The 25,773-nt window shown below is 71.1% G+C and carries 32 protein-coding genes; 17 read left to right on the forward strand and 15 right to left on the reverse strand.

Annotated features, from left to right (window positions below; translation table 11 throughout):
• The first annotated feature begins 17 nt into the window (after positions 1-17).
• A complete protein-coding gene (locus F9C11_RS32185) occupies positions 18-449 on the forward strand; it encodes a hypothetical protein (RefSeq protein WP_409181119.1) in 432 nt (143 codons plus the stop codon).
• Here the strand turns inward: F9C11_RS32185 and F9C11_RS32190 are convergent.
• From F9C11_RS32190 to F9C11_RS32200, 3 genes are all read right to left on the reverse strand, one after another.
• A complete protein-coding gene (locus tag F9C11_RS32190; RefSeq protein ID WP_409181120.1) occupies positions 430-732 on the reverse strand; it encodes a hypothetical protein in 303 nt (100 codons plus the stop codon). The two genes, F9C11_RS32185 and F9C11_RS32190, sit on opposite strands and share 20 nt — an antisense overlap.
• A gap of 685 nt (positions 733-1,417) precedes the next feature.
• Positions 1,418-1,918: a MarR family winged helix-turn-helix transcriptional regulator gene (locus tag F9C11_RS32195; protein WP_409187018.1), complete on the reverse strand. Its 501-nt coding sequence runs from the start codon at positions 1,916-1,918 to the stop codon at positions 1,418-1,420.
• Between the two features lie 132 nt (positions 1,919-2,050).
• Positions 2,051-2,242 (reverse strand): hypothetical protein, encoded by a 192-nt coding sequence (locus F9C11_RS32200; RefSeq protein WP_409187019.1) that lies wholly within the window; start codon positions 2,240-2,242, stop codon positions 2,051-2,053.
• Between F9C11_RS32200 and F9C11_RS32205 the strand changes: the two genes are divergently transcribed.
• Positions 2,156-2,833, forward strand: coding sequence for a hypothetical protein (locus tag F9C11_RS32205; protein WP_409187103.1), 678 nt, complete (start codon positions 2,156-2,158; stop codon positions 2,831-2,833). The genes F9C11_RS32200 and F9C11_RS32205 overlap by 87 nt on opposite strands.
• Before the next feature lie 238 nt (positions 2,834-3,071).
• On the opposite strand, the gene F9C11_RS32210 is transcribed toward F9C11_RS32205, so the two are convergent.
• The gene (locus F9C11_RS32210) at positions 3,072-4,475 is read right to left on the reverse strand and encodes a CoA transferase (protein ID WP_409181121.1); all 1,404 of its coding nucleotides are present in this window, start codon (positions 4,473-4,475) and stop codon (positions 3,072-3,074) included.
• The gene (locus F9C11_RS32215) at positions 4,475-5,479 is read right to left on the reverse strand and encodes an MDR family oxidoreductase (protein WP_409181122.1); all 1,005 of its coding nucleotides are present in this window, start codon (positions 5,477-5,479) and stop codon (positions 4,475-4,477) included. Before F9C11_RS32215 ends, F9C11_RS32210 begins: the two co-directional genes overlap by 1 nt.
• A 91-nt stretch (positions 5,480-5,570) precedes the next feature.
• Here F9C11_RS32215 and F9C11_RS32220 point away from each other — a divergent pair, with 91 nt between their 5' ends.
• Positions 5,571-6,425, forward strand: a complete 855-nt coding sequence (locus F9C11_RS32220) for a LysR family transcriptional regulator (RefSeq protein WP_409181123.1) — start codon at positions 5,571-5,573, stop codon at positions 6,423-6,425.
• On the opposite strand, the gene F9C11_RS32225 is transcribed toward F9C11_RS32220, so the two are convergent.
• Positions 6,410-6,751 (reverse strand): winged helix-turn-helix transcriptional regulator, encoded by a 342-nt coding sequence (locus F9C11_RS32225; RefSeq protein ID WP_409181124.1) that lies wholly within the window; start codon positions 6,749-6,751, stop codon positions 6,410-6,412. The genes F9C11_RS32220 and F9C11_RS32225 overlap by 16 nt on opposite strands.
• A gap of 126 nt (positions 6,752-6,877) precedes the next feature.
• On the opposite strand from F9C11_RS32225, the gene F9C11_RS32230 reads away from it, so the two are divergent.
• Both F9C11_RS32230 and F9C11_RS32235 read left to right on the forward strand, forming a co-directional pair.
• Complete coding sequence (locus F9C11_RS32230) at positions 6,878-7,597, forward strand: alpha/beta fold hydrolase (protein ID WP_409181125.1); 720 nt, start codon at positions 6,878-6,880, stop codon at positions 7,595-7,597.
• A 112-nt stretch (positions 7,598-7,709) separates the two neighbouring features.
• The gene (locus F9C11_RS32235) at positions 7,710-9,134 is read left to right on the forward strand and encodes an MFS transporter (RefSeq protein WP_409181126.1); all 1,425 of its coding nucleotides are present in this window, start codon (positions 7,710-7,712) and stop codon (positions 9,132-9,134) included.
• 962 nt (positions 9,135-10,096) lie between these two features.
• Here the strand turns inward: F9C11_RS32235 and F9C11_RS32240 are convergent.
• Entirely contained in the window at positions 10,097-10,669 is a 573-nt protein-coding gene (locus tag F9C11_RS32240; protein ID WP_409181127.1) for a TetR/AcrR family transcriptional regulator, read from the reverse strand.
• Between the two features lie 90 nt (positions 10,670-10,759).
• Between F9C11_RS32240 and F9C11_RS32245 the strand changes: the two genes are divergently transcribed.
• The 3 genes from F9C11_RS32245 (at position 10,760) to F9C11_RS32255 (ending at position 13,618) form a co-directional block, all read left to right on the forward strand.
• Complete coding sequence (locus F9C11_RS32245; RefSeq protein WP_409181128.1) at positions 10,760-11,434, forward strand: nitroreductase; 675 nt, start codon at positions 10,760-10,762, stop codon at positions 11,432-11,434.
• Between the two features lie 88 nt (positions 11,435-11,522).
• Positions 11,523-12,641, forward strand: a complete 1,119-nt coding sequence (locus F9C11_RS32250) for a glutamate--cysteine ligase (protein WP_409181129.1) — start codon at positions 11,523-11,525, stop codon at positions 12,639-12,641.
• Positions 12,638-13,618: an iron-containing redox enzyme family protein gene (locus tag F9C11_RS32255; RefSeq protein WP_409181130.1), complete on the forward strand. Its 981-nt coding sequence runs from the start codon at positions 12,638-12,640 to the stop codon at positions 13,616-13,618. Before F9C11_RS32250 ends, F9C11_RS32255 begins: the two co-directional genes overlap by 4 nt.
• Positions 13,619-13,669: 51 nt before the next feature.
• Here F9C11_RS32255 and F9C11_RS32260 read toward each other — a convergent pair whose 3' ends face one another.
• The 3 genes from F9C11_RS32260 to F9C11_RS32270 form a co-directional block, all read right to left on the reverse strand.
• A complete protein-coding gene (locus tag F9C11_RS32260) occupies positions 13,670-13,861 on the reverse strand; it encodes a CDGSH iron-sulfur domain-containing protein (RefSeq protein ID WP_409181131.1) in 192 nt (63 codons plus the stop codon).
• Positions 13,848-14,531, reverse strand: a complete 684-nt coding sequence (locus F9C11_RS32265) for a methyltransferase (protein ID WP_409181132.1) — start codon at positions 14,529-14,531, stop codon at positions 13,848-13,850. Before F9C11_RS32265 ends, F9C11_RS32260 begins: the two co-directional genes overlap by 14 nt.
• Positions 14,532-14,622: 91 nt before the next feature.
• The gene (locus F9C11_RS32270) at positions 14,623-14,856 is read right to left on the reverse strand and encodes a DUF2188 domain-containing protein (protein ID WP_409181133.1); all 234 of its coding nucleotides are present in this window, start codon (positions 14,854-14,856) and stop codon (positions 14,623-14,625) included.
• Positions 14,857-14,963: 107 nt separating this feature from the next.
• On the opposite strand from F9C11_RS32270, the gene F9C11_RS32275 reads away from it, so the two are divergent.
• On the forward strand, positions 14,964-15,092 hold the full coding sequence (locus F9C11_RS32275) for a hypothetical protein (RefSeq protein WP_268744698.1): 129 nt from the start codon (positions 14,964-14,966) through the stop codon (positions 15,090-15,092).
• A gap of 9 nt (positions 15,093-15,101) precedes the next feature.
• On the opposite strand, the gene F9C11_RS32280 is transcribed toward F9C11_RS32275, so the two are convergent.
• A complete protein-coding gene (locus tag F9C11_RS32280) occupies positions 15,102-15,539 on the reverse strand; it encodes an ATP-binding protein (RefSeq protein ID WP_409181134.1) in 438 nt (145 codons plus the stop codon).
• 260 nt (positions 15,540-15,799) lie between these two features.
• Between F9C11_RS32280 and F9C11_RS32285 the strand changes: the two genes are divergently transcribed.
• Complete coding sequence (locus tag F9C11_RS32285) at positions 15,800-17,026, forward strand: PP2C family protein-serine/threonine phosphatase (protein WP_409181135.1); 1,227 nt, start codon at positions 15,800-15,802, stop codon at positions 17,024-17,026.
• Here F9C11_RS32285 and F9C11_RS32290 read toward each other — a convergent pair whose 3' ends face one another.
• Both F9C11_RS32290 and F9C11_RS32295 read right to left on the reverse strand, forming a co-directional pair.
• Positions 17,027-17,398 (reverse strand): STAS domain-containing protein, encoded by a 372-nt coding sequence (locus F9C11_RS32290; protein ID WP_409181136.1) that lies wholly within the window; start codon positions 17,396-17,398, stop codon positions 17,027-17,029.
• Between the two features lie 792 nt (positions 17,399-18,190).
• Complete coding sequence (locus F9C11_RS32295) at positions 18,191-18,802, reverse strand: HSP18 transcriptional regulator (protein ID WP_409181137.1); 612 nt, start codon at positions 18,800-18,802, stop codon at positions 18,191-18,193.
• Positions 18,803-19,153: 351 nt separating this feature from the next.
• Here F9C11_RS32295 and F9C11_RS32300 point away from each other — a divergent pair, with 351 nt between their 5' ends.
• The 6 genes from F9C11_RS32300 to F9C11_RS32325 all read left to right on the forward strand — a co-directional run bounded on the left by F9C11_RS32300 (position 19,154) and on the right by F9C11_RS32325 (position 23,190).
• Positions 19,154-19,534 (forward strand): DUF6292 family protein, encoded by a 381-nt coding sequence (locus F9C11_RS32300; RefSeq protein ID WP_409187020.1) that lies wholly within the window; start codon positions 19,154-19,156, stop codon positions 19,532-19,534.
• 85 nt (positions 19,535-19,619) lie between these two features.
• Positions 19,620-19,919, forward strand: coding sequence for a hypothetical protein (locus tag F9C11_RS32305; protein ID WP_409181138.1), 300 nt, complete (start codon positions 19,620-19,622; stop codon positions 19,917-19,919).
• 104 nt (positions 19,920-20,023) lie between these two features.
• Positions 20,024-20,407, forward strand: a complete 384-nt coding sequence (locus tag F9C11_RS32310) for a DUF2267 domain-containing protein (RefSeq protein ID WP_409181139.1) — start codon at positions 20,024-20,026, stop codon at positions 20,405-20,407.
• Between the two features lie 250 nt (positions 20,408-20,657).
• Entirely contained in the window at positions 20,658-21,254 is a 597-nt protein-coding gene (locus F9C11_RS32315; RefSeq protein ID WP_409181140.1) for a class I SAM-dependent methyltransferase, read from the forward strand.
• 18 nt (positions 21,255-21,272) lie between these two features.
• Positions 21,273-21,737, forward strand: a complete 465-nt coding sequence (locus tag F9C11_RS32320) for a DinB family protein (protein WP_409181141.1) — start codon at positions 21,273-21,275, stop codon at positions 21,735-21,737.
• Positions 21,738-21,858: 121 nt separating this feature from the next.
• On the forward strand, positions 21,859-23,190 hold the full coding sequence (locus F9C11_RS32325; protein ID WP_409181142.1) for a methionine--tRNA ligase: 1,332 nt from the start codon (positions 21,859-21,861) through the stop codon (positions 23,188-23,190).
• Here F9C11_RS32325 and F9C11_RS32330 read toward each other — a convergent pair.
• Entirely contained in the window at positions 23,167-24,126 is a 960-nt protein-coding gene (locus F9C11_RS32330) for a bile acid:sodium symporter (RefSeq protein ID WP_409181143.1), read from the reverse strand. The two genes, F9C11_RS32325 and F9C11_RS32330, sit on opposite strands and share 24 nt — an antisense overlap.
• Positions 24,123-24,662: a TetR family transcriptional regulator gene (locus F9C11_RS32335; protein ID WP_409181144.1), complete on the reverse strand. Its 540-nt coding sequence runs from the start codon at positions 24,660-24,662 to the stop codon at positions 24,123-24,125. The genes F9C11_RS32330 and F9C11_RS32335 overlap by 4 nt, the downstream gene beginning before the upstream one ends.
• A gap of 48 nt (positions 24,663-24,710) precedes the next feature.
• Between F9C11_RS32335 and bioB the strand changes: the two genes are divergently transcribed.
• Positions 24,711-25,769, forward strand: coding sequence for a biotin synthase BioB (gene bioB / locus F9C11_RS32340; protein WP_409181145.1), 1,059 nt, complete (start codon positions 24,711-24,713; stop codon positions 25,767-25,769).
• Positions 25,770-25,773: the final 4 nt, after the last annotated feature.

Raw genomic sequence — 25,773 nt, forward strand, 5'->3', positions numbered from 1 at the left:
GCTCCGCTGGTACCCAATTGACCACAATGGACGGTTCTTTTATCGCGACGGGATTGTCGTCGCGCCTCAAGGGTCGGGGCAAGGACCCTATCCTGACCACATGGTCGGCAGTGGAATTCGTTGGCCCATGCCGTTTTTCGCACTTCGACGAAGACGGCGAACCGGTAGCGAAGCCGCATCCCGAGGCATGGGTCCAAATCGCTGCGGTCAGCAAGGACCGGAGCCGGAACACGGTGTCGTTGTTCCCGCAGCTCATCTCCAAACGGGCAATCCAGCGCTACAACATCGATCTCGGCAAGAAAATCATCTACGCGGACCGCGGCCAAGTCCGCGTCGAAGCCGTCACCTCGTCACCCCGGGCCCTTGAAGGCGGCAGGCCGACCCTGGTGGTTGCCGGGAAACTCACCACTGGCTGGCGAACAACAAAGGTCACGCCATGTAGGACGTGATCGACCGCAAGGCCAAGAAATCCGCTGACAGTTCCGCACGTACGGTCGCGATCACCAACGCGTACGAGCCGTCGGAGGACAGCGTCGCACAGCGCTCCCGCGAAGCGTACGAAAAAGCGGAGGCGCTCGGGATCATGTACAACTCCCTTGAAGCTCCCCCGAAGCGCCGCTCTCGATCAAGGCGGCACCGGCGGTCATCGACGCCGTACGCGGGGATTCCCCCGTCTTCGAGGATTTCGATCAGCGTCTCATGGTCGGGCACCGGGCCGACGTCGGCGAGCACCTGCGGGTCGGTGACCTTCCGCCCCTGAGCGATGCAGGTGATGCGGTCGGTCCGTCCGTGGCAAACAGCGTGGGCGACTCGCCCTCGATGGACTCGGGGTCTTTTCCAAGAAACTCCGCGCGCAGGTGCTCCTTGCTCGAAGTTGGCGAAATCTGCTCGACCATGGTGCCGGGCGCGGACAGGACGGTCAAGGGCGTGGCACCGAAGACGCGCGCGGGGGAGGTCTGACGTGGGGTTCTCAAGGAGCCGCTTGTACCGGCGCAATGGATGCGACCGTGGACTTGAGCCGAGGTCCGGCGGCACGGTCGCGAAACCGAGCCCCAAAGGTTCGGCTCAACAGCCCTCACGACCTCTTCGGGAGGCATGCGAGGCCCAGCGGGCCGGGTGGCTATCCCGCCCCCGATCTCGCGCCGTTTGTGGGAACGAACGTGGGAAGAGAGAGGAAAACTGCGACTCGGGCTCGCCGATGTGCGACTGGCGACGACCCCTTGACACCGTAACGACCAGGTGAGAGCCTCGTCCGGCTAAAATGCCAGGTCAGCACGCAGCGACACGTTTAAGGCATCTTTCCCGCCTTGACAAGCACCCCCGGACCGTCATCACAATGGGCTTCGGGGTGCCCCACGCAGCCCTCACCAGCAATGTCGCCGCCAGGCGACGAGCCGAGACCGAACCGCCCCCAGACTCAAATCTCCCGACGCTCAGCAACCGCTTCCCACAACGCCCCCAGCTCGTTCAGCAACCCGGCGATCTCCCCCCGCCGCTCCGCCGGGCAGTCCGCGAGCAACGCCTGATCCAGTTTCCGCGTCCGCCGGGTCACCTCGCGAAACGCCGCCGCCCCGTCCTCGGTCAGCGTCAGCACCTTCGCCCGCGCATCGTGCGGCGCGGGCCCCCGGGCGATCAGGCCCCGGTTCTCCAGCCGGCGGCACACGTCCGCCATCGTCGACGTATCCAGGGCCACCGCCTTGGCCAGCGCCGTCTGGTCGAACCCGGGATAAGCCCGCACCGCCGACAGCACCGCGAACTGCGGCCCGGTCAGCACCGAATCGACATGCCGATTCCACGCCGCCAAATACGCCTGATACAGCCGGCGAGCCCCATACCCGGGAGCCGCGGCGAGATCCGCGGGCGCCTCCAGGCTCACCCGCCGCCCCGCCCGGGAGCCGCCTTTCGCTGACCCACCCACTGCTGTCGACATCCCTCGACCTTAGCTACGCACCCGTGCCCCGGCAGACCGTCCAGTCCGCCCGGGCCTGTCCCCGCCCAGCCACAATAGTACGTCCTCGGACAAAGTTCGGCGCGGGCACGGCGACTCCGTTCAGGCAGCCCCCTCCGGTTTCCGCCGGTTCCGGTCGAACAGCGCCGGCCCATCAGGAAGAGCTGCGTCCCGGCCCGGTCGAGCTGCCGCTGCCAGCAGCCCGCGGTGGGCGGCCAGATGATCGGCCAGCACGTCGTGGCCGAGATTGTGCGCGCGCCCGAAATGCCGGGATACGGCAGGGAAATCCCGCACCGCCAGCGCGGCCCTGCCCTGGTCCATTTCGTCTTCGTGCGACGCCATCAGTCCTCCCTCTTGCCGCACAGGCAAAAACCGGGAGGACCGGCGCGGATCCTGGCCCGCAACGAACTTCTGGTGGCAAACCTCTCCTTGAAGCACGTCGATGACCCGCACGTGTTCAGCGCCGCCCCGATGGCCGCACGGAGCGATGATCCCGAAGGCGAAAAATTCGCCAAGCAAACCGACGCGGTCCTGGAGGCGAGGTCCGAAGCATCCCTGACGGACACCTGCGCGCGGCCCGAGCCGCTACAGAATGCCAGGACCCCGGCCGCGAAACGCAGCACCCGAACGCCCGGAAGGCACAGTCGGGACCGTCAACGAAACCCGCGGCACCGCAGGACCGGCCAGGACGAACTCGTCGCGGCCGGTGATCCCCGACCCCGCGCCGACCGGCCAGGCCGGAGCGACCGTCGCCCGGAACTCGCCGGCCTGCCGGTCTCCTGGCGAGTCAGCCGGCAGCTCTCCGACGCGGAGCAAGAAGCCTTGGGCGACGACCGCACCACGAACGCAAAGAGTGCGCGGCCGTCGCGAATCTCACCTCCGTGATCGACGATGGCCAATGCGATCCTCACCGCGAGCAGCCTCGAAGCGGCCCCGATGGAATACTCACCCCGCGAACTTCTGGCAACCCGACGGTTCGCCGCGGCATCCAATTCGCGGCGCAGTACGAGAAAAAGGCTCGCGGCCTGGAACGCACGCAACGCGGAGAACCGCCCGAATCCCGCCTGCGAGGCACCCATCCGAAGCAGGAGGAAACCATCCCGGCAGAACGGGCCGGACCCGGTCACCACTCCGGCGGGGAACTCCCCAGCTCCGGCGTCGTCCCCTCCCACCGCGGCGGGGTCTCGCTCATCCGGATCACCGGCCCGAGGCTCTTCAAGTCGCCGTAAACCGTGCCTGGATCCGAAACCGCGTACCGCTCGAATTCCTCCGGCGAAAGACGGCCCGGGGCATCCGCGTAATCGGTCAACAAACCCTGCCGCTGCAACAACATAGACGATTGGCACAGCGAAACCCGCACGTGGTAAGACCCGCCTTCCCGAGCCCGCCGCGCCAAAGCCAGCATCGCGCCGTAACCACCAAGAAAACCGGTCAGGAAATCGCACAGGTACACCGGAGTCAACTGTGGACGGTCGCCGCCTTGCAGCACACACGCACCAGTCACGGCTTGCGCGACCTGATCCCATCCAGCGCGCATTCCGAACGGGCCGCCGGATCCGAAGCAGTTCACGCTCACGTAGACGATTCCCGGACGCAGCGCCGCGAGATCCTCCGGACCGAAGCCGTGTGCCGACATCCGGCCCGGGCGGTAGCCTTCGACGAACACATCCGCAGTGCTGGCCAAGGAACGCAATCGAGCCGCACCGTCCACTGTGGAGTAATCGAGGTACGTGCTTCGCTTGCCATGACTGGCATCCCGGACGAACGGTGCCACCTGCGGCAGGTGCGGAGCGGTCACCATCAGTACATTCGCGCCGTGTTCGGCCAGGCTCAGCGCGGCGGTCGGACCGGCCAGAATGCGAGTCAGGTCCAGGACCCGGACGTCCGAGAGCGGCGAAGCGCCGCCAGCGGGCAGCAGCGACGGCGCGCTATCCGCGATTTTGGTGATCTCGACAACCGGGCGTGAAGCCAGGTATGCGCCGTGCGGGTGCGCGAGCCATTCCTCTGGCGTCCGCACCACTCCCCCGCACGCACCGACCGCGGCGATGGCGTCTTCCAGATCATCGGCCTTCCACTTGGCGACAGCCGCGGCGACCGAAAACGGCGTCGGCTCGCAGCCGAGGACGTCCAGCACGAGGCGTTCCAGATGCGGCAGGTTGAAATGCGGCAGAAACCAGCGTCCGTCGGCGGTCGGCCACGGCTGGGTGAGCGAAACCATGTGCTCAACGGCGGGCGAAAGCGGCGCGGGGCGATAGTGGCCATCCTCGGCACGGATGAGCGTCATGTCTTCGCCGCCGAGTGCGGTGGCGGCAGCGGCGCGGACGTCGACGGCGATCTTCTGCCGACGTCCGGTGCGCAGTTCCCACAAATCGTTCGCGGCGACCGCGCGGGCGGCGAGTGCGTCGGCGAGAGTCTCGCCGATCCGGAATGGAGACGCGAAAAGCGGATCCGAGCCGGTGATCGTGACCTCGCCGGCCGCGGGGCGCGGGGCATCGCGCAACGACATCAATTCCTCGAAAGCACCCATTATTGTTCCTTTCCGGCCGAAGCGACGTCGACCACGATGCGACCGGTGCCGGCACCGGCCAGAAGCGAAGCGGCGGCATCCTTGGCCTCCGCGAGCGGGACGACCCGGGTCACGGAGTCCAGGACCGTCGGATCGAGCAGCTGAGCCAGGCGCTGCCAGGCGGCTTCGCGGCGGAGCGGCGGGGTGCGGGCCGAGTCGATCCCGAGCAGGGAGACACCGCGCAGGATGAACGGCAGGACATTGCCGGGATACTCGGCGCCCCCGGCGAGTCCGCAGGTCGTCGCGACGCCGGAGTGTTGCAGGCCAGCGAGCGCACCGGCGAGGACGGAGCCGCCGACCGCGTCGACCACGCCTGCCCAGCGTTGTTTGCCCAGGGGTTTGCCGGAAGAAGCAAGCTCCGAGCGGTCGAGAATCTGAACCGCGCCCAGTGCGGCGAGTCGAGCGGACAGTTCGGCCGGACGGCCGGTGGCGGCGATCACCTCGTAGCGCGCCGCCGCGAGCAGCGCTACCGCGATCGAACCGACGCCGCCGCCCGCGCCGGTGACCAGGACCGGGCCCGTTTCCGGCGAGAGGCCGTGGCGTTCCAGCGCGAGCAGGCTGAGCGCGGCGGTGAATCCGGCGGTGCCGATCGCCGCAGCCCGCAGGGGCCCGAGTCGCGAGGGGACGCGGACGAGGTCGTCGCCGTTGACCGCGGCGACGCCGGCGAGGCCGCCGTGCAGGTCTTCGCCGAGTCCGGCGCCGTTGAGCGTGACCAGGTCGCCGGGTTGCCAGCGCGGATGCCGGGACGCGAGCACCTCGCCGGTCAGGTCGATCCCGGCGACGAGCGGATGCCGCCGGACGACGCCGGGGCGGCCGTGCAGCGCGAGCGCGTCCTTGTAGTTGATGCTCGAGCAGCGCACCCGGACGGTGGTGTCGAGGTCGTCCAGCATCGCCGGGTCGAGCCGGTCGAGCGTCGCACCGGAGGCGTCGCGGACGAGCCAGCCGGGGAAGGTCTCCTGGTCCATGCCTCCCACGCTAGAAATCCGGAACCTGGCAGGGAAATGCCTGTCACGGCGACGCCATGCGCGGCGGGCATAGCTGGGTAGGCTGCCGGGCATGGAGGTCGAACTGCGGCATCTGCGCGCGTTCGTGACGGTCGCGACGTGCGGCACGTTCACGGCCGCGAGCCGCGAACTGCTAATCACCCAGCCAGCGCTCACGCGCACGATCCAGCAGCTCGAGGAGTCGGTCGGCACCCGTCTGCTGGAGCGCACGCCGCACGGCGCCGAACCGACCGAGGCCGGCGGGGAACTGCTCGGACGGCTGCGCGTCGTGTTGCGCGACCTCGACACCGCGCTCGCCGCGGCGAGCGGGAACGCCGGGCTGCGGATCGGATTCCAGTGGGCACTGCCGGATCCGTGGGCGAGCGATTTGCTGACCGCTTTCGAAACGTCGACCGGCGCGACCGCCACCCTCCTGCGGCGCGACGACATCGTGGCCGCGCTGCATTCCGGCGACGTCGACGCGGCATTGGTGCGCGGGGAAATCGACGCTTCCGGAATCAGCGGAACCCTGCTGTTCGAGGAAGACCGGCTGGCCGCCGTCGCCGCGAATTCAGAATTGGCGACGCGCGCGGAATTGGACTGGACGGAACTGGCCGCGCATCCAGTGGTCGTGAACACGGTCAGCGGCGCGACCAGCCCGCTCGACTGGCCGCCGGAAAACCGGCCCGCGCGGGTGCTTCAGTGCGGCAGTTACGACGAATGGCTCACGATCATCGCGTCCGGCCGGGCTGTCGGATCGACCACCACCTCGGCCGCGGAAGCTCATACGCACGCCCGCGTCGCGCATCTCCCGCTGCGCAACGCGCCCCGCGTGGCACTGCGCCTGCTGTGGCCGACGCGCCGGTCAAGCGATCCGCTGCTGCGCCGGTTCAGCGAATTGGCGCATTCCGTTCAGCGCGCGTCGTAATCCGCGCGCGCCTTTTCGATTTTCGCTAAATTCTCGACGCTCCATTCCAGCAATGGTGCGGTCGCTTCGCGGAGGGTCCGGCCCATTTCCGTCAGCTCGTAGGAAACGTGCGGCGGCATGACATTGTGGACAGTCCGGGTGAGAATCCCGTCGCGCTCCAGATCCCGCAGCGTCACGGTGAGCATCCGCTGGCTGATTCCTTCGATTTCCTTTTTGAGTTCGGTGAACCGCCGCGGGCCGTCGCGGAGCATGCGGACGATCAGCAGCGCCCACTTGTCTCCCACGATCTCCAGGACCACTCGGGTCCGGCACACCTCGTCGGCCATGGTTACCTCCGGAGAACCGGGGCACTAATGAGTGCCTTATTGCCCGCCGCGACACAGGCGATCACGATGGTTCTCGAACAGTACCGGGTTACTTCCGGTAACCGCAAAACCCCGAGGAATCCTGATATGACGACGTTTGTGCTGGTCCACGGCGCGTGGCACAGCGGCCGGGCTTGGGACCGGGTGGTCCCGCTGCTGGAGGCGGCCGGGCACCGGGTGCTCGCGCCCTCGCTGACCGGCTACGGCGACAAGAAACACCTGCTCAGCCCGGAAGTCGGGCTCGACACCCACGTCCAGGACGTCGTGGACCTGCTCCGCGGCGAAGAGGACGTGGTCCTGGTCGGCCACAGCTACGCCGGGCTGGTCGTCTCGTCGGCCGCCAACGAGGTGCCGGACCGGGTCGCCGAGCTGGTCTACCTCGACGCGATGGTGCCCGAGGACGGCGAAACCGCGGTCGACGTCCAGCCGGTGAGCCAAAGCCTGATCGACCTCGCCGAACAGCACGGCGACGGCTGGCGCGTTCCGCCGCTGCCGGAGCGGCCCGCACCGTTCGGGCTGTTCGGCGTCACCGATCCGGCCGACGTCGCCTGGCTGCGCGAAATGCTCTCCGACCAGCCGGTGCGCTGCTTGCGGCAACCGGTGCGGCTCGACAACCCGGCCGCGCGGGCGATCCCGCGCACGCACATCCACTGCGTCGGCGCGACCCCGGAAGGCATCGTCCGCCGCCCGGTGCCCGCGATCCAGCCGAACGGGACGCCGTCGCAGGTGTGGGAGCTGCCGACCGGGCACGACTGCATGATCACGATGCCGGTCGAGCTGAGCGAATTGCTGCTGAAACTCGCCTAACCCGGCCCGGAGGACTCCCCGCCGCGCAGCCTGAAGTGCCCACCAGGCAAAGTTGCCTAGTGGGCACTTTTATGGCTACCGTGTGAGCACATCTCCCGGGGGAAGGACGTCCATGCCGAAAACCGCCGTGCCCGAAGAAGCCAGCCCGTTCACCCCGCGCGTCAAGATCGGCGTCGCCGGGGCGCTGTCCGGCATGGCGCTGGGCATGCTGGACAGCTACATCGTGGCCACCGCGCTGCCGAGCATCGCCGCGGATCTCGGCGGCCCGGGGTCGATGACCTGGATCATCACCGCCTACGCGCTGGCGATCGCGGCGTCCACCCAGGTCTGGGGCAAGCTCAGCGACCAGTTCGACCGCAAGGCGATGTTCCTGGTGTCGGTCGCGGTGTTCCTGGCCGGATCCATGCTCTGCGGCCTCGCCCCGTCCATGGGCGCGCTGATCGGTTTCCGCGCGCTGCAAGGCATCGGGGCGGGCGGGCTGCTCGTCGGCGCGATGGCGATGGTCCAGGTCCTGGTGCCACCCCAGGAATCCACGCGGATTTCGAGCTGGACTGGATTGCTGCTGGGCGTTTCCCTCGTCGGCGGTCCGCTGATCGGCGGCTTCCTCACCGACGCGCTCGACTGGCGCTGGATCTTCTACGTCAATGTCCCCTTCGGACTGCTGTGTCTCGTCGGGACAGTCGTCGGGGTCCGGCTGCCGCCGAAGAGCGGGAAGGCGAGAATCGATTACGCCGGAACGGTTTTGCTGGTCGCCGCGGTCGTCTGCCTCACCCTCGTCACCAGCTGGGCGGGCACCCGCTACGCCTGGAACTCGCCGACGATCCTCGGACTGTGCGCGGTCGCGGTCGCCGCGCTGACCGCGTTCGTCTTGGCGGAACGCCGCTGTCCCGAACCGCTCGTCCCGTTCCGGATGTTCCGCACCCGCAATTTCGCCCTCGCGCAGGTGCTCGGATTCGCCTTCAACGTCACCATGGTCGCCACGGTCGCCTTCCTCCCGCTGTACTTCCAGAACGCGCGCGGGGTGCCGCCGGCGCTGAGCGGGCTGCTGCTGATCCCGACGACCGCCGGAATGGTCGCGGTGATGAACGGGAGTTCGAGGTACCTCCGCCGCACCGGCCGTTTCCGGATCCTGCCGATCATCGGCAGCGCGTGCGTCGCCGCCGGCATGGCCGGGGTGTGTTTCCTCGGCCCGGACACCGACCCGCTGCTCGCGTCGCTGGTCGGACTGCCGCTCGGGGCCGGGCTCGGCTGCCTGATCCAGACCACCATCCTGATCACCCGGCTGAGCGTCGAACCCCGCGACCTCGGCGCGGCACTCGGCCTGGGCTCGCTGATCCGGACGCTGGGCAGCGGCATCGGCGCGGCCCTGTTCGGCTCGCTGTACGTCGGCGCGCTCGCCGGCGGCACCACACCGGCCGCGGTGACCGACGGCCTGCACGCGGTCGCGATCGGGACGCTCGTCGTCGCGCTGCTGTCCCTCACCGCCGCGCACTTCGTCCGCGAGGTGCCGCTCGCCGACCGCCCGGCAACGCGCTGACCTGCGGATTCCAGCGGTATTCAAGACCTGTTCCATACCGTCCCGGCAGCGTCCTCCACGGTGCGTCGCGTCCGCCGGGAGGGTGGGACCGACGCCAAGGGGGACGAACCGGCCGGGCCAGACCCTCCCGGCCGGTTCGGGCAAGGGCGGTCGCAACCCCAGGCTCCGCCCTTGCCCGCTCTTCACCTGGCCCATGCTGCCATCTCACCCGGCCCACGCTGCCATCTCATCCGGGCCGCACTGCTATCTCACCCGCGGCCCGGTGCTCGGCGGAAGCTGCCCGACGGCCCTGCACGGCCCGGCGGCGAATAGCCCCACCGCCTCCGCCCTTGCCCGCTCTTCACCCGGCCAGCGCTGCCATCTCACCCGGCCCACGCTGCCATCTCACCCGCGGCCCGAGGCTCGCCCGAAGCGGCACGACGGCCCGACACGGCCCGGCGGCGGACAGCCGCGCCACCTCCGCCCTTGCCCGCTCTTCACCCGGCCAGCGCTGCCATCTCACCCGACCCGCGCTGCCATCTCACCTGCGGCCCGAGGCTCGCCCGAAGCGGCACGACGGCCCGACACGGCCCGGCGGCGGACAGCCGCCTCCACCCCTGCCCGCTCTCCACCAGACCAGCGCCGCCATCTCACCCGACCCACGCTGCCATCTCATCCAGCCCGCGCTGCCATCTCACCCCCAGCCCGAGGCTCGCCCGAAGCGGCACGACGGCCCGACACGGCCCGGCAGCGGACAGCCGCGCCACCTCCGCTCTTGCCCGCTCTTCACCCGGCCCACGCTGCCATCTCACCCGCGGCCCGGTGCCAGCCAGCAGCGGCCGGTCGGCAGGCAGCCCCCCGCCCTGACCGCTCCTGACCCGGCCCGCGCCGCCGCACTCCAGGTCGCCGTGCCGTTGCCTGACCCACGATCGGCGGGAGCACTAGCCGCCCGAGTCCATTGTGGACAACCCGCAGGCACGGAGTCAGCCCAGTGCGCACTCCAGCAGCACCTCCGCCGCCGCCCGGGCGTGGCGGCCGTATCCGGGGTCGCCGAGGATCATCGCTCGGCTCGCGGCTCCGTCGGCCAGCGTCACCAGTTGCTCGGCGAGCCCCAGCGGGTCCGGGGCCCCCAGTTCCGCGACGAGGTCGGTCACCAATCGGAGCATCAGCAGTTTCTGCTCCCGCGCGTACGCGTGCACCGCACTGTCCGGATCGGGGTACTCGGCCGCCGCGTCCACGAACAAGCAGCCGCGCACCGGTTCGGAGTCCGGCAGGTCGAACATCGCCAGCAGCCGTTGCCGCGGCGGGAGATCCGTGCGGGTGAGCACGTCGTGCAGGGTGTCGCCGGAGCGCACGAGGTCCTGCAAATAGGCGACGACCAGATCGTCTTTCACCGGGAAGTGCAGGTACAGCGTCCGTTTCGACACCGGAGCCGCGGCCGCGACCTGCTCCATCGTCGTGCCGGTGATGCCGTGTCGGGCGAACAGGCCCGCGGCGGCCGCCAGGATGCGCTCGCGTCCCCCGCGACCGGCCCGGCGGGCCTTCTCCTCGACCATGCGCCCAAGTGTACAGAAACGTTTACTTAAGCCGCCGGAGCCTGCTACCGTACTTAAGTATACGTTCACGTTTACCTAAGGAGTGCCCCGATGCCCGAACTCGCCGACGCCGCCGCGACCCTGATCCGCGGGCGGCGCGCGACCCGGTCGTTCCGGCCCGACCCCGTTCCGGACCGCACCCTCCGCGAGATCTTCGGCCTCGCCGCCGCGGCGCCGTCCAATTCCAACGCGCAGCCGTGGCAGGTCGAGGTGGTCAGCGGAGCCAAGCGGGACGAACTCGCCGACGCGCTGGTCGCCGCACACCAGGAAGGCCGCCGCTCGGTCGATTTCCCGTACAGCGAAGCCATTTACGAAGCCGTGCACCAGGAGCGCCGGGCCGCGGCGGGCGGCGCGTTGTACGGGGCGCTGCGGATCGGGTTCGACGACCACGAAGCACGCGCCGCTTACGACGCCGAAAGCCTGCGCTTCTACGGAGCCCCGCACGTAGCGCTGCTGTTCGCCCCGGACACCGCCGAGGCCCGGCTCGCCGCGGACGTCGGGATGTACGGCCAGACGTTGCTGCTGGCCATGCAGGCGCACGGAGTTTCCAGCTGCCCGCAGGGATTGCTGAGCTTCTACGCGGACACAGTGCGGGAAACGCTCGGCCTCGACCGCGGCAAGCTGCTGTTCGGCATCTCCTTCGGTTACGCGGATCAAGCCGCGCCGGTCAACCGGTTCGCCGTCGGGCGGGCGCCGCTGCACGAGACCACCCGGTTCCACAGCTGAACCCAGACGCGGCAGCACGGCGACGAGGGTCCGGAAAGGACCGCTGCGGATTGCCTTCCCTCGGCGTGGGTACCCCGGGGAGGTGCCGATGGACATGCCGACATTCGGGGTCGAGGAAGAGTTCCTGCTGGCCGCGCCGGAAGACGGCCGCCCGATGCCGGTCGCGGACGAGGTCCTCGGCAACGTCGGGCGGCTCGCCGACGGCGCGGCCGTGCACCGGGAACTGCGCGCCACCCAGGTAGAGCACGCCACCGGCGTCTGCACGACCGCGGCACAGCTGGAAGACCAGTTGCGCCGCGGCCGGCTGGCGCTGTCCCGCGCCGCGGCGGAGGCCGGTTGCGTGCTCCTCGCGACCGGAAGCCCGGTCGGCGCCCTGCGCTGTTCCGGCGAGCCGGTACCGCCGGACCGGTACGCGCGAATCGACGCGCACTACGGCGATCTCGCCGCCGATTACGAAGCTTGCGGCTGCCACGTGCACGTCGGAGTGCCGGACGCGGACACCGCGGTCGCGGTCGTGAATCACCTCGCGCGCTGGCTCCCGGCGTTGCTCGCCCTGTCGGCCAACTCCCCTTTCGACCGGGGCCGCGACACCGGGCTACACAGCTGGAGAATGGCGCTGCAGACGCGTTTCCCCGGCTCCGGGCTCACCCCGCACGCGAGTTCGCACGCCGAGCACCTGCGTCTCGTCGATTCGCTGGTCGAGTGCGGAGCGCTGGTGGATCGCGAGCAGACGTTCTGGCTTGCCTGGCCTTCGCCGCGCTGGCCGACGGTGGAACTGCGGGTCGCCGACGTGCCGCTGACCGTCGAGGGCGCGCTCCTCCAGGCGATCCTGTCGCGGGCCCTCGTCGCCACCGCGCTGGCTGACCTCGACAAGGGCATCGAAGCCCCCGCGATCGACCCGCAGCTCGGCTCGGCGGCGGTGTGGGCAGCGACCCGGCACGGCCTCACCGGCACTCTCGTCGATCCGGTGCGGGCGAGACCGCTGCCCGCTGCCGACGCTCTCGCCGAACTGCTCCGCTACACCGAACCCGCCCTTCGCGCGGCTGGAGAGCACGAACTCGCCCACCGCCTCCTCCAAGCCGCGCTTCGGGACGGCACCGGCTCGGCCGCCCAGCGGAAAGCCGGGCCGGACGGAGTGGTCGCGATGCTCGCCGCGCGCACCGTTCCACGCGTGAGGGCGCTCCAGGCGGGTACCCGGGGGCAATGACGACCTCCCTCACCGCTTTGCCGACCGCGCGCGGACCGGTCTCCGCGGCGTTGCTGGACCTCCTGCGCGAGCCAGGCCAGCAGACCGCGGTCGACCTCCGCGACGCCGACCCGTTCGGCGACGACCTCCACCTCGCCCTGCACCTCTGCTACGAACTGCACTACCGCGGCCTGCCGGGCGTCGACGCGGACCGCGAGTGGGACACCGGGCTGCTGAAAATCCGGGCAGAGCTGGAAAAAGCGTTCCGCTCCGCACTGCGCGAAGCGGTCCCCGGCGGCTCCGAAGTGGACGCCGAGTTCGACGCGCTGCTGACCGAACACGACGCCGACGGAGCGGTCGGGTTCCTGCTGGCCGAGGGCGAATGGTGGCACGTGCGGGAACTGTTCGCGCACCGCTCGGTCTACCACCTCAAGGAAGCCGATCCGCACGCGTGGGTCATCCCGCGGCTGTCCGGTCCGGCGAAGGCCGGGCTGGTGGCGGTGGAGTTCGACGAGTTCGGCGGCGGGCACGCCGACCGGGTGCACGCCAAGCTGTTCGCGGACCTGCTCGCGGCGGCCGGCCTGCCCGACGGGTACCTGGCGCTGCTGGAGCACGTTCCCGGGCCGATGCTCGCGCTGGTCAACATGATGTCGATGTTCGGCCTGCACCGGGCGTCGCGCGGGGCGCTGGTCGGGCACTTCGCCGCCGCGGAGATCACCACCGCGCCGGGCGCGCAGCGGATGGACCGGATTCTGCGCCGCCTCGGCGCGCCCGAGGCCTGCCGGTTCTTCTACACCGAGCACATCGAGGCCGACGCGGTGCACGAGCAGGTGATGCGGCACGAGGTCGTGGGCGGGCTGCTGGCCGCGGAACCGGAACTGGCGGCGGACGTCGTGTTCGGCGTCCAGGCCACCGGATTCCTGGAGGCGCAGCTGGACCAGCATCTGCTCGGGTGCTGGCAGGAGGGGCGGTCGTCGCTGCGCCGGCCGCTGCCCTGACCGCCGCGAAACGGCCTGGTCGCGGCGCCCCCGCGACCAGGCCGGCCCCGTTCAGCCGCGGACCCGCTTCCGATGGCTCGTGTCGCACCACGGAAACCTCTTGCTCCGGCGGCAGGCGCACACCGCGACGACGAACCGGTCCGACCGCACCGTCTGTCCGTCCGGAGTGGACACTTCCACCGGCCCCTCGACCAGCACCGGCCCGCCGGGCACCACCCGGACCCGGCGTTCATCGCGCCGCACGGAGCACCACCAGTTCCTCGGTGCGGTCGCCCGGCCGCAGGAAACCGCGTTCGACCAGGTAGTCCAGCCGTCCGGAGACCACCGGCCCGAACGGGATTTCCGCCCGGGCGAGCACCTCGCTGCGCAGCCCGCCCGCGGCCAGCGCGTAGCGGGTCTTGTCCACATCGGACATCGTCGACTGCACGAGGTAGAGCGCGCCGTCGGGAGTCAGCAGCGAAGGAGCGGCCGCGCACAACGGATCCAGCATCGCGCGGCCGTCCGGGCCGGCGTCCCACGCGCGCGTCGAGCGGACCGTCGGCGTCGGGGACGGCACGTACGGAGGGTTCGCGACCACGACGTCGTAGGGTCCGGCTTCGACGGTTTCCTGGAGGCCGCCCCGGATCAGGCCGATCGGCAGTGCCCGCAGCACGGTGTTCATCCACGCGGAAGCCAGCGCCCGCATCGAAATGTCCGCCGCGACGACCGTGGCGCCCGTGCGGGCCAACGCCATCGCGAGCGCACCGCTGCCGGTGCCCAGGTCCGCGCAGCGCATTCCGCAGCCGATGCGCGCGTCCGCGGCCAAGACGCTCGAAAGCAGGGCAGTGTCCTCTTGCGGGCGGTAGACCCCGGGCAGCCGGAATACTCTGCCCAGCGGCCGGGCCTCCGATGCGGTGCGCACGGACATCGTCATGGCGGTCCTCCATCTCGGTCGGTCCGCCCGGATACCCCCGTCCGGTGCGCGCAAACCGCGATTTTCGCCGCACCGCCCGGAAAACGGCCCGTCAGCGGACGCGAGCCGCGCTCCGGTAGGAACTTTGCTCGACGATCTCCCCGTCGCTATTGGACCGGGGCTCTCCGTGGACGAAGTGCCCGACCCCGCGCGCCTGCGCCATCTCCCGCCCGACCGAAACCGCGTCCGTCCGGCGCGCCGCGGTGTTCGCCACCCGGCGGATGCCCTCGATCCGGTTCTTCCACAGCCCGCCCTCGCGGCACGTGTGAATGTCCCCTTCGGCCATTCCGAGCCTCCTTCCGCTCGCGCGAGGGGTACCCCGAGCCACAGCGGACAACCGGGTAGCCGGCGCCGCCACCGGGTACCCGAAGAAGCAACGGAAGGAGCGAGACCATGACCGAACCCCGCGAATCCGACGACGTCTACGGCGACACCCCGGAAGAAGAACGCGAGACGATCCGAGGTGAACAGGGCACTTCCGGCGACGAGCACGACGACTCCGACCCGCAACAGGGCCGGTGACCCGCGCGCTCAGCGGGACGGCTCGCAGGCCTCCCGCTCCGGGGCCCCGCAGCCGAGCCGGGCCCAGACTGTCTTGCCGCCGGGATGCTCGTGCACTCCCCAGCCGTCGGCGAGCCGGTCGACGAGCAGCATCCCGCGGCCGCGCGCCCGCTCGAAGTCCGGCGGACGGACCCGCGGGCGGCCGGGTTCGGGGTCCTCCACCTCGATCACCACGACGCACGGCCGGGAGAGCACGGTCAGCCGCGCGCAGCTCGGGCCCGAGGTGTGCTCGTAGGCGTTCGAGGCGAGTTCTTCGATCACCATCAGGACGTCCGCGAGGTGGTCCGGCGACAGGTGCCCCAGCGATTTGCCCGCCCAGGCGCGCACCCGGGGCAGCGCCGCTACTCCGGTGCCGCGCAGGTCCAGCACCCACGGCTCGTCGCCCGCCGCGGAATCCGGGCCGGTCACCGCCGGTCCCCCTTCCGCCGCCCAGGACGACCAGGCCCCTCGGCCGCGGACCGCGCGCCGGGGTGCCGGAAACAGTTCGTGCCGGAAAACGCCGCCGCGCTCGCCCGCCCCTCGCCGCAGCCGCTTGACCTCACGTGGGGAAGTCCCTTTCTCGTGCTCGACTTCGCCGATGCCCAAACGGGCGTACCCGGACCGGGCCGACTTCACACCTCTTGCCGCGCGTCTCTGGACCGCGGCGGCGGTTCGGTTACTGTCGCTGCATGCCGCCTCACGCGCCGGAGCCCGAATCTCGCACCCGTCTCGCCGAAATCCTCGGCGCCGGGGCGAGCAACGCCGACCTCGGCGACAACCTCGCGAAGATTCTCGCCCGGGCCTGCACCGTCCTCGACGTCGACACCGCCACCGTGCTGCGGCACGACTCGCGCTGGCAGCGCCTCGTGGCCATCGCCGCCGCGGGGCTCGAGGAGGAGGTCTACCAGGGCGTCCAGGTGCCGGTCGGCGCGGGATTCGCCGGGGCCGTCGCGGCGCGCCGGGAGCCGGTCGTGATCGACCAGATCGACCCGACGACGGTGCTCAACACGCTGCTGTCGGAACGCGGCCTGCACACCATGCTCGGCGTGCCGATGCTGGCCGGCACCGAACTGGTCGGCGTGCTGCACATCGGAACCGTGCGGGAACGCCGGTTCACCACCACCGACGTCGAAACCCTGCGGCTGCTCGCCGACCGGCTGGCCGCCGTGCTGCAGGCGGAGATCATGCATCAGAACCAGGCCGCGACCATCGCGTTGCAGCGCAGCCTGCTGCCGGGCGTCCTGCCCGTCATCGACGGCCTGCGGCTGGCCGCCCGCTACGTGCCGGGCGCGGAGGCCGGGCTCGGCGGCGACTGGTACGACGTCTTCCGGCTGCCCGGCGACCAGACCGGCATCGTGATGGGCGACGTCTCCGGGCACGGTCTCGAAGCCGCGGTCATCATGGGACGGCTCCGCAGCGCGCTGCGCGCGTATGCGCTCGACTGCGACGATCCCGCCGTCGTGCTCGCCAAACTCGACCGGAAAGCGAACCACTTCGAGCACGGCGTGATGGCGACGGTCGCGTACGGCGTGCTCCGGCCCGGGCACGAGAGCATGGTGCTGTCGCTCGCCGGGCACCTGCCGCCGGTGGTGGCCTCGCCGGGCAGACCGGCCGAACTCGTGCAGGCCCCGCCGGACCCGCCGGTCGGCCTGACCGTCGGATCCACCGTGCAGCGGCGCACCACCACGGTGGAACTGCCGCCGGGAGCGGTCGCCGCCTTCTACACCGACGGCCTCGTCGAGCGCCGCGACCGGCTCGTCGACGCCGGCATGGCGCAGCTCGCCGCGCTGGTCGGGCCGGAGGACCCGGAACGGGCCTGCGCCCGGATCATGGCCGCGATGGTGGGCTCCCGGCCCCCGCAGGACGACGTCGCGCTCGTGGTGCTCCAGCGCACTGCGGGGGCGGAAACGCACTGATCACTCCGCGGCCAGCGCCTCTTCGAGCGTGCGGTACAGCGGGAGGCTCGGCTCCAGCCCGGTGAGCTGGATGGGCCGCAGGGTCGCGCGCCCGGACGCGACGATCCGCACCTGCGTCCCCTCCGGCGCCTCCCGGCACGCGGCCAGCAGCACGGTCAGCCCCGCCGAGGCGAGGAAGTCGACCCCCGTCAGGTCCAGCACCAGCACCGGGGGCTTCCCGGAAACGGTTTCGGCGACCGCGGCCGTCAATTTCGGGGCGGTCCCGAGGTCCAGATCCCCGTTCAGGGCCAGCACCGCCGCGGGCGCGCGGTCGGCCCGTTCGATCGACAGCGAACCCGGCGGGTCGAGCACCGGGTCGGTCAGCTCACTCATCGCTCTTTCCCTCCTCAGGAAGCCCGGAACGCCTGCGTCCGGGCAGGAAAAGTACGCGGCTGGCTGTTCAACCGCGAATAGCATGCCTTACACCGGCGGCTCGCACGAACGCCGCCGCGGGAAATGATCTCGGATCGCCGGGGCATCGGCAGCGCGGGGCGCCCGGGGTGAGAGCTTCGGCTCAGTGGGGGCGGTCTTCGGGCGGGGGTCGATTCGTCCGCACGCCGTCGGGGTCGGCTCGGCGCGGGCGGTCTCCGGGTGGCGGTGGTGCGGGGTTCTCGCACCCGCTTGCCGCCGGCGAGAATCCCTTTTCGGGACGCGGCTGGTCGCGCCGACGCCCGACCGCACGCAGGCTCCCGCGCCGCAACGCCCCCGCTCTCGAACAACCCTGCCCGGCTCACCACGCCACGCTCCGCCGTCCGACCGCACCCTCGCTCGGTCAATCGGCGCAACCTTCCCGCCACGCGCAGACCTCCTCCACCGGGGCCCTCGTCCCGTTCAGCGAGCCCGGGCCCGCAGCCCGACCACGCCCTCGCGTGAACCTCCGGCGCGACCGCCGCGTCACAACGTGCCCAGTCCCGAACAGCCCCGCCCGGCTCACCGCGCGTCGCTCCGCCGCCCGACCACCTTCGCTCGGCCAATCGGCGCAACCGCCCCACCACAACAACCCAGCCCGCGACCAACCCGGCCCGGTCCACCACGCCTCGCTCCGCCGCCCGACCACACCCTCGCTCGGCCAACCGGCGCAACCGCCCCGCCGCAACACCCCGCCCACGACCACCCCGGCCCAGCTCACCGCGTCCGGCTCCGCCGCTGCCCGGCCGCGTTCTGGCGGAGGCGGTCGGTGTGCTCGCCGATCTCCCCGACCCGGTTCGCCAGGGCCGCGTGCCGGGGTTCGAGGTGCGCGCGCACGTCCGCCAGGGGCGGCAGCAGGTTCGTGACATCGTCCTCTCCCAGCGCCACGCCGAGCCGGTCGGCGCTTTCCTGTCCCGCGGGGTCCAGGCCGGGCGCCGCGCTCGCCTCCGCGGCCAGCCGGCGCAGCACCGCCGCGTTGCGGCGGGCCCAGTCGGCGACCGCGCGGTCTCCCGCGCGGCGGTCGCGTTCGGCGTCGACTCGGGCTTCGCCGGTCGTCTCCCCGGTCGCCGACGGCCGCAGCCGCAGGTACCGGCGTTCCGCCGCCTGCCTGCTCGCCACGCCCAGCGCCGGGGCCAGCGCCGCCCAGCTCGCGCCCGCGGCGCGCGCGGCCGCGATCAGTTCCGGTTCCCAGGCGCCGAGCTGCTCGCGCACCTCCCGCAGCGCGGACAGCGCGGCCAGCGAACGGTCGGCCGACACTCCGCCGTTCCGGGCGGCCAGCACCGCCTCGCGGACGCCTTGGACCAGCAGGCCGGGGTCTACTTCCGCCATCGCGTCATCCTCTCGACGACTTGGCAGTTGTCATCGTTTCGATGACATGCTAGAAGAAAAGAGCGTCCCCTGTCGAGCGGCGGAGGTGAATCCGGATGACCTGCCGATCCCGCGGGCCGATTCGCCGCGTTCCTCAGGTTTCCCGCGCCCCTTCACCGGGAATCAGGTGCGGACCGCCCGCAAGGGCGCGTTCCGGCCACTAGCCGGAAACCCCCGCCGCGCCGCCGGATGCGGCCCGTGACGCGGAGCAGGCCACCCCTGTCCCGTGTCAGTCCTTCGCGCGAGAAAGGCGTTGTCCCCGTGTCCTTGCCGTTGCACACCGCCCAGACCGGCCCGTCGCACCCCGCGCTGATGCGCCTGTGGAACTACCTCGCCGACGTCACCGGCGCACTGGGCATCGGCCTCGAGTCCTGCACCGTCGACCACGACACCCCGGTGTCGGCCTACGTCGCCCTCGACGGCCACCTCCCCGCCTACCCCGGCCGCGACGTCGCCCTGCTGTGGGACGAGATCCGCGGCTGGGCCGCCGCCGTGGAAACGCATTCCGGCGAGGACCTCATCGTCATCCGCTACCTGGGCGGGCCCACGGTCGCGCCGCCGGCGTCCCGCGTCGCCGAGTTCGCCGCCGCGGTGCGCGACGACGACCACCGGATCGGCTGCCTGGCCCCGCCCGAGCTCCGCACCCTGGGCACGCCCGCCGACCTCGACGCCCTCCTGCGCGAGGTGGTGTGAACCAGCGCCCGGACCGGCTACCGTCCGTGAGCGTCCACTGTGGACTCGCGGGTTTCGCGCCGCCGCGGAACGGGCAGCCTGGGCCATGAGCGAGTTCGAAGCGCAGCGGAGGATGCCCGCGCCCGCCGAGCACGTCTACGCCGTCGCCGCCGATGCCGCGCACCTGGACGAATGGATGCCGGTCGCCGCGCCCCTCTCCGGGCGCCGCGACCGGCTCCGGCTCGAATGGAGCGGCGGCTGGCTGCAGCTGGCGCCCGGCGCGGCGGGCACGAGCCGCGCGACGCTGCACCTGTCGGTCCCGGACGGCGAGCCCCGCGACGCCGTGCCCGCCCGGATTCGCGAATCCCTCGACCGGCTCGCCGTTTTGTCCGGGTCGCCCGGCTGAACCGTCCACAATGGATTCCCGGCGGATCGTTTTCCGTCGCACGGAACAGGAACGTCACGCGGCGCGGAGGATCGGCTACTCTGCGGCCAGGAGTTGATGGTCCCATGGTGGTGCGGAAGGAAATTCTGCCCGGGCCTCGCCTGCCTCGCACGGAACTGAACCGGCTCGCGATCGACTGCGTCGTCGACAGCCTGCTGCGATGTCTCCCTCTGGCCGAGCAATCCCGGCTGGGCATCGTCGCGCCGAGCCGCGGCCGGACGTGCGACCGCGAGGCCCTTCTGATCGAGATCTCGTTGCGCACCAGGCGTTCCCCGCGCGCGGCGAGATGCCTGGTCCGCGCGGTCTACTCGGCACTCGGGACGACGTCGCCCGAACTGGCCTCCCGGGTGCGCGCGGGCGTGAGCCCGGACGTCCTGCTCCTGCTGGGCGGGACCCGGCAGCCCTGCGCGTGGTCGCGGGAAACCCCGCCCCGCTGCGGTTCCGGGTGACGAGCGGGCGTCCGGGCCGGGCATTTTCGCTTAAGCCCCGACGAACTCCTGGATCCCAGCCGCGTTCCGGGAAGTGCGCGGGCGGGAACGCCGCGAGGCGCCGCCGCGTCGCGGTTGCCGCGGGCCGGTCCACATCGAACCCGCCCTCCCGGCGAATCCACCAGGCGGGAATTGCCGTTCCGGCAAGATCGCGTGCACTCCCGGCCCGGTTCCGGCGACGCTGGACGGACCCGACCCGAGGAGCCCGCCGATGACCACCGACGCGACCCTGTTCTGGGACGAAGTGCACGCCGCCCGGCCGCCCGGCGACCCGCAGCCGAACATCCGCCTGGTAGAGGCCGTCTCCGGCCTTCCGCCCGGCACCGCGCTCGACCTGGGTTGTGGCAACGGCGGCGACGCGCGCTGGCTCGCCGGGCGCGGCTGGACCGTGACCGCCACCGACGTCTCGGCCGTAGCGGTCAACCGGCTTTCCGGCACGCGGATCACCGCCGTGCGGCACGACCTGCGGGTCAGCTTCCCGGCCGGCGAATTCGACCTGATCACGGCGCACTACCTGCAGACCCCCTTCGAACTGGACCGGACGACGGTCCTGCGCACAGCCGCGCATGCCCTGCGTGCGGGCGGCCGGCTGCTGGTCGTGGACCACGGTTCGATCGCGCCGTGGTCGTGGATCCAGGATCCGGACCCGCATTTCCCCAGCCCGGCGGAGATCGCCGCGGACCTCGCCCTCGACCCGACGGGATGGACCGTCGAACGCACCGGCTCCCCCACCCGGATGGCGACCGGCCCCGGCGGCCAGACCGCCGAGGTCGTCGACCACGTCCTGCTGATCCGCCGCGCCGCCTGAACCCCGAAGGAGACCACTGTGGCCCGCCGTCGCGACACCCCGCCGCCCCGCACCGGAAGCAGCGAAACCGAAGTCCTGCGCGGCTTCCTCGACTACCTCCGCACTTCGGTCGCCGCCAAGACCGACGGTGCGCCGGACCCGGAAGCCCACGCCGCCGCGGTGCCGTCCGGCACGAATCTCGCCGGACTGCTCAACCACCTGACGTTCGTGGAACGGTCGTTGTTCCTCGGCGAGCCCGTGGCGAACTGGCAGTCGACGTTCCGCACCGAGGACAGCGTGGCCGACGTGGTCGCCCGCTACCGGGAGACGGTCAAGCTCGCCAACGAAGTCCTCGACGCCTGCCCGGATCTCGCCGCCCCGCTGCCGGGCCGCGACGGGCCGAGCGTCCGCTGGGCGCTGACGCACCTGATCGAGGAAACCGGACGGCACGCCGGGCACGCTGACATCTTGCGCGAGCTGATCGACGGCGCCACCGGACGCTGACGGGAAAACCAGTGGCCTCGAGGCTTCACCCACCGGGGGGCCGCCGTCGCGCACTGACCCAACCCGAACGCGGGATCGCGTCGGCGTCTGGAGGAGCAGTGCGCACGGCCCCCCGGGCCGGGTGCGCTGCTCCTCCAGACGCCGACTTAAAGGCGATCCCGCCCGCGTCGGCGGAGCCGGCGCAATCAAACACAGCACGGACGAGAACGCCCTTAAGAACGTCACCGCGGCAAAAGCGGCGGGCGTTCCCGTGCAGGAGTTCGTGGACCGCGGTGCCGCGCGATTCGCCGCGCTGCGGGAACCGCTCGGGCTCGCCGTCGACGATTTCATCCGCACCAGCACCGATCGCCGCCATCTCGAAGGCGTCCGGCGGCTGTGGCGGGCCAGCGCCCGGCGCGGCGACTTCCACCTGCGCGACTACACCGGCCGCTACTGCCCGGGCTGCGAACAGTTCTACGCGGACGGCGAACGCTGCCTGGAACACGAAACCCCGCCCGAGGTGGTCACCGAGCGGAACTGGTTCTTCCGGCTTTCCCGCTATACCAGCGAAATCCTGGGTCTGCTGGAATCCGGCCGCATCCGGATCGAGCCCGCGGCCCGGCTCCGCGAGGTGCTGGGATTCGTGCGCTCGGGGTTGTCCGACCTCAGCGTCTCCCGGCCCGCCGCGCGCTCGGACGGGTGGGGCATCCCGGTGCCCGGCGATCCGGAACAGGTGATCTACGTCTGGTGGGACGCGCTTGCCAACTACCTCACCGCCGATCCGGTCCGCTGGACCGAAGCGGACGAGCGGGTGCACGTGATCGGCAAAGGCATCCTGCGGTTCCACGCCGTCTACTGGCCCGCACTGCTACTCTCGACGGGCGAACGGCTGCCGGACACCATTTTCGTGCACGACTATCTCACCCTCGACGGCGCGAAGATCTCCAAGACCGCGGGCAACACCGTCCGCCCGGCCGACCTGATCGACCGCTACGGCACCGACCCGGTCCGCTGGTGGCTGCTGCGCGAAGTCGCCCCGCTCGGCGACACCGACTTCACCGAAGCCCGGCTGATCGCCCGCGCCGACGACGAACTCGCCAACGGTCTCGGCAATCTCGTGCACCGCGTGCTCAGCCTCGCCCGCCGGAGCGTCCCTGGGCCTCCACTGAGGACAGTTCGCCCGCTCGCCGGGAGGATCGACGCGGCACTCGCCGATTTCGACTTCCGCGCCGCCACTGGCGCTGTGGTCGAGGCGATCTCGGACGCCAACCGGTACGTCGAGCAGACCCGGCCGTGGACGTTGAGCGGCAACGATCTCGACGAGGTGCTCGGCACCGTCCTCGGCACTTGCCGGGTACTGGCAACCGAACTCTCCCCGTTCCTCCCGGACGGAGCCGCCCGCCTGCGCGCACAACTCGACCGCGGCGAACCGGCGCGGCTTTATCCCCGGCTACGGCAGCAATCGCGGCACTAAGCGGACGTAACACACCATCCCGAGCACTTCCACCAACGTCTGCGTCACCACCACGACCGGCGCGACCGCGAATTCGTCCGGCAACGCCAATGCCAGCGGGAGCACCACGAGCGAGTTCCGCGTCGCCCCGGTGAAAACGATCGCGCGTCCGGCCGGAACGTCCAAACGGGACACCCGCGCGACGCCGAGGCCCGCGAACGCCATCACCGCCAGGAAAACCACGTAAAACGGCACCACCGACGCGACCGGGCCGAGTTCGCCGTGCAGTTTCGGGGTTTGCGACGCGGCCACCGTCGCCAGCGTCGCGGCCATCAGCGGAACCATCGCGGTCCCGGCCGCGTCGGCGAACCGGCGTCCGGCCGGGCTACGGGCCGCCCAGGCTTGGGTGAGCCAGGCCAGTGCCAGCGGGAGCACGATCAGCGTGAGAAACGCTTCGAGAAACGGTCCGGCCCGCGCCACGCGCGCCAAATCCGCGCCGAGGAAGAGGAACAGGAATCCGGGCAGCAGAAGCATTTGCGCGAGCAGCAACACCGGGGTCGCGGCGAGCAGACGGCGGCTGCTGCCTCCAGCCAGACCGTTGAAGACGAGCACGTAGTCCACGCACGGGGCCAGCAGCACGAGCAGCATCCCCAGCCGCAACGCTTGCCCGGCAGGGAAAAAGACGGACATCGCCGCGACGACCAACGGCACGACGACGAAGTTCACCGCCAGTGCGGCGCCGAGAAACCGGCCGTCGCGAAGGGAGCGGCCAAGTTCGGCGGCGGGCACCTGCAGGAACGTGACGTACAGCAGTGCCGCGAGCACCGGGTTGATGGCCGGTTCCAGCCCCGGCCCGGCAGCCGGGGCCAGCCAGCCGACCAGTGCGCCTACGGCCAGCGCGCCGAGGTAAATGGCGACCTGGCACCGGTCCCGCCACCGGCGAGAACCAGCGCTCACGACAGTCCATTGAGGATCGCGTCGATGCCGAATCCGAACGCCTCGTCCGAATCCCCGCTGTGCGCCGGGTCCTCCTCGACGATCCCGGCCCGCACCAGTTCGGCGTGGTTCTGTTCCTCCGCGACGAACCCGAGTACATAGTGGACGACCGTCCGCGCGGCCCATTCCGCGCGCCGCTCGTCGAATTTCCCGGTGAACAGCTCGCGCAGCGCGTGCGTGGGCACCAGCAGATCCGGCCGGTACGCCTGCACGAACGACACCACCTCGGCGCCGTCGCGGACCTGCAGCAGCGCCGAGCGGAATTCTTCGGCCGCCTCGCGCGGATCCTTGGCCACCCCGGGCAGCCCCTTCAGGATCCGCGCGGCGACGACAGCGAGCAGCTCCTGTTTGTTGGCGACGTGGTAGTACAGCGCGCCCGGCTGGACCCCCAGGTCGAGCGCCACCCGCCGCATCGACAAGCTGCTCAGCCCCGCTTCCCGCAGCAGCTCGTACGCCCGGTCGACGATCTGGTCTCGCGTCACCTTCACCCCTCCCATTCTGCCTGCCGCTTGCTTCCGGCCGATCGGCCGCCTAGGATTTGATAGGTGTTCAAAACCTTCGACGACCTGGCCGACCGGCAGCTGGCCGGCGGCGTACTCGACCGAACTGACGCCCGCGCGGTGCTGGAAGCGCCGGACGAGGACGTGCTCGGCCTGGTCGCGGCCGCGGGGCGGCTGCGACGCGCGCACTTCGGCAACAAGGTCAAGGTCAACTACCTCGTCAACCTGAAATCGGGCCTGTGCCCCGAGGACTGCGGGTACTGCTCGCAGCGGCTCGGGTCGTCCGCGCAGATCCTCAAGTACTCGTGGCTGTCCGCCGAGGAAACGGCGCGCCAGGCCGGCGCGGGCATCCAGGGCGGCGCGTCGCGGGTGTGCCTGGTCGCGAGCGGGCGCGGGCCGAGCGACCGCGACGTCGACCGGGTCGCCCAGGCGGTCGAGGCGGTGAAGTCCGCGCATTCCGACGTGGAGGTGTGCGCCTGCCTCGGGCTGCTCAAGGACGGCCAGGCCGAGAAGCTGCGCGAGGCCGGGGTCGACGCGTACAACCACAACCTGAACACGAGCGAGTCCCGGTACTCCGAGATCTGCACGACGCACGGGTACGACGACCGCGTCGACACGGTCGAAAAGGCCAAGTCCGCCGGGCTTTCCGCGTGCTCCGGCCTGATCGTCGGCATGGGCGAGACCGACGACGAGCTGATCGACGCGATCTTCGCGCTGCGCGACCTCGGCAGCGATTCGATCCCGGTCAACTTCCTGATGCCGTTCGAGGGCACGCCGCTCGCCGGCACGTGGGAGCTGAGCCCGTTGCGCGCGCTGCGCATCCTCGCGCTCGCCCGGTTCGCTTGCCCGGCAACGGAAGTCCGGATGGCCGGCGGCCGCGAGATGCACCTGCGGTCGCTGCAGCCGCTCGCGCTGCACGTGGTGAACTCGCTGTTCCTCGGCGACTACCTGACCAGCGAGGGCCAGGCGGCGAAGGCCGACCTGGAGATGATCGCCGACGCCGGCTTCGAGGTGCTCGGCGCGGGCGAGCAGCAGCGGGCCGCGCACACCGCTCCGGCACTGCGGGAACGCGGAGCGGGCACCGCCGCCGCGCCCAACGCGTGACCGC

This window comes from Amycolatopsis sp. VS8301801F10 (genome assembly GCF_046195355.1).
Classification (GTDB): domain Bacteria; phylum Actinomycetota; class Actinomycetes; order Mycobacteriales; family Pseudonocardiaceae; genus Amycolatopsis.

What these genes read in the sequence shown, in the direction of transcription:
- F9C11_RS32210 (WP_409181121.1), bottom strand. Translation starts at nt 4,475, where the DNA reads ATGGGTGCTTTCGAGGAATTGATGTCGTTGCGCGATGCCCCGCGCCCC.
- F9C11_RS32215 (WP_409181122.1), bottom strand. Translation starts at nt 5,479, where the DNA reads ATGGACCAGGAGACCTTCCCCGGCTGGCTCGTCCGCGACGCCTCCGGT.
- F9C11_RS32220 (WP_409181123.1), top strand. Translation starts at nt 5,571, where the DNA reads ATGGAGGTCGAACTGCGGCATCTGCGCGCGTTCGTGACGGTCGCGACG.
- F9C11_RS32225 (WP_409181124.1), bottom strand. Translation starts at nt 6,751, where the DNA reads ATGGCCGACGAGGTGTGCCGGACCCGAGTGGTCCTGGAGATCGTGGGA.
- F9C11_RS32230 (WP_409181125.1), top strand. Translation starts at nt 6,878, where the DNA reads ATGACGACGTTTGTGCTGGTCCACGGCGCGTGGCACAGCGGCCGGGCT.
- F9C11_RS32235 (WP_409181126.1), top strand. Translation starts at nt 7,710, where the DNA reads ATGCCGAAAACCGCCGTGCCCGAAGAAGCCAGCCCGTTCACCCCGCGC.
- F9C11_RS32240 (WP_409181127.1), bottom strand. Translation starts at nt 10,669, where the DNA reads ATGGTCGAGGAGAAGGCCCGCCGGGCCGGTCGCGGGGGACGCGAGCGC.
- F9C11_RS32245 (WP_409181128.1), top strand. Translation starts at nt 10,760, where the DNA reads ATGCCCGAACTCGCCGACGCCGCCGCGACCCTGATCCGCGGGCGGCGC.
- F9C11_RS32250 (WP_409181129.1), top strand. Translation starts at nt 11,523, where the DNA reads ATGGACATGCCGACATTCGGGGTCGAGGAAGAGTTCCTGCTGGCCGCG.
- F9C11_RS32255 (WP_409181130.1), top strand. Translation starts at nt 12,638, where the DNA reads ATGACGACCTCCCTCACCGCTTTGCCGACCGCGCGCGGACCGGTCTCC.
- F9C11_RS32265 (WP_409181132.1), bottom strand. Translation starts at nt 14,531, where the DNA reads ATGACGATGTCCGTGCGCACCGCATCGGAGGCCCGGCCGCTGGGCAGA.
- F9C11_RS32270 (WP_409181133.1), bottom strand. Translation starts at nt 14,856, where the DNA reads ATGGCCGAAGGGGACATTCACACGTGCCGCGAGGGCGGGCTGTGGAAG.
- F9C11_RS32275 (WP_268744698.1), top strand. Translation starts at nt 14,964, where the DNA reads ATGACCGAACCCCGCGAATCCGACGACGTCTACGGCGACACCCCGGAA.
- F9C11_RS32285 (WP_409181135.1), top strand. Translation starts at nt 15,800, where the DNA reads ATGCCGCCTCACGCGCCGGAGCCCGAATCTCGCACCCGTCTCGCCGAA.
- F9C11_RS32290 (WP_409181136.1), bottom strand. Translation starts at nt 17,398, where the DNA reads ATGAGTGAGCTGACCGACCCGGTGCTCGACCCGCCGGGTTCGCTGTCG.
- F9C11_RS32295 (WP_409181137.1), bottom strand. Translation starts at nt 18,802, where the DNA reads ATGGCGGAAGTAGACCCCGGCCTGCTGGTCCAAGGCGTCCGCGAGGCG.
- F9C11_RS32300 (WP_409187020.1), top strand. Translation starts at nt 19,154, where the DNA reads ATGCGCCTGTGGAACTACCTCGCCGACGTCACCGGCGCACTGGGCATC.
- F9C11_RS32305 (WP_409181138.1), top strand. Translation starts at nt 19,620, where the DNA reads ATGAGCGAGTTCGAAGCGCAGCGGAGGATGCCCGCGCCCGCCGAGCAC.
- F9C11_RS32310 (WP_409181139.1), top strand. Translation starts at nt 20,024, where the DNA reads ATGGTGGTGCGGAAGGAAATTCTGCCCGGGCCTCGCCTGCCTCGCACG.
- F9C11_RS32315 (WP_409181140.1), top strand. Translation starts at nt 20,658, where the DNA reads ATGACCACCGACGCGACCCTGTTCTGGGACGAAGTGCACGCCGCCCGG.
- F9C11_RS32335 (WP_409181144.1), bottom strand. Translation starts at nt 24,662, where the DNA reads ATGGGAGGGGTGAAGGTGACGCGAGACCAGATCGTCGACCGGGCGTAC.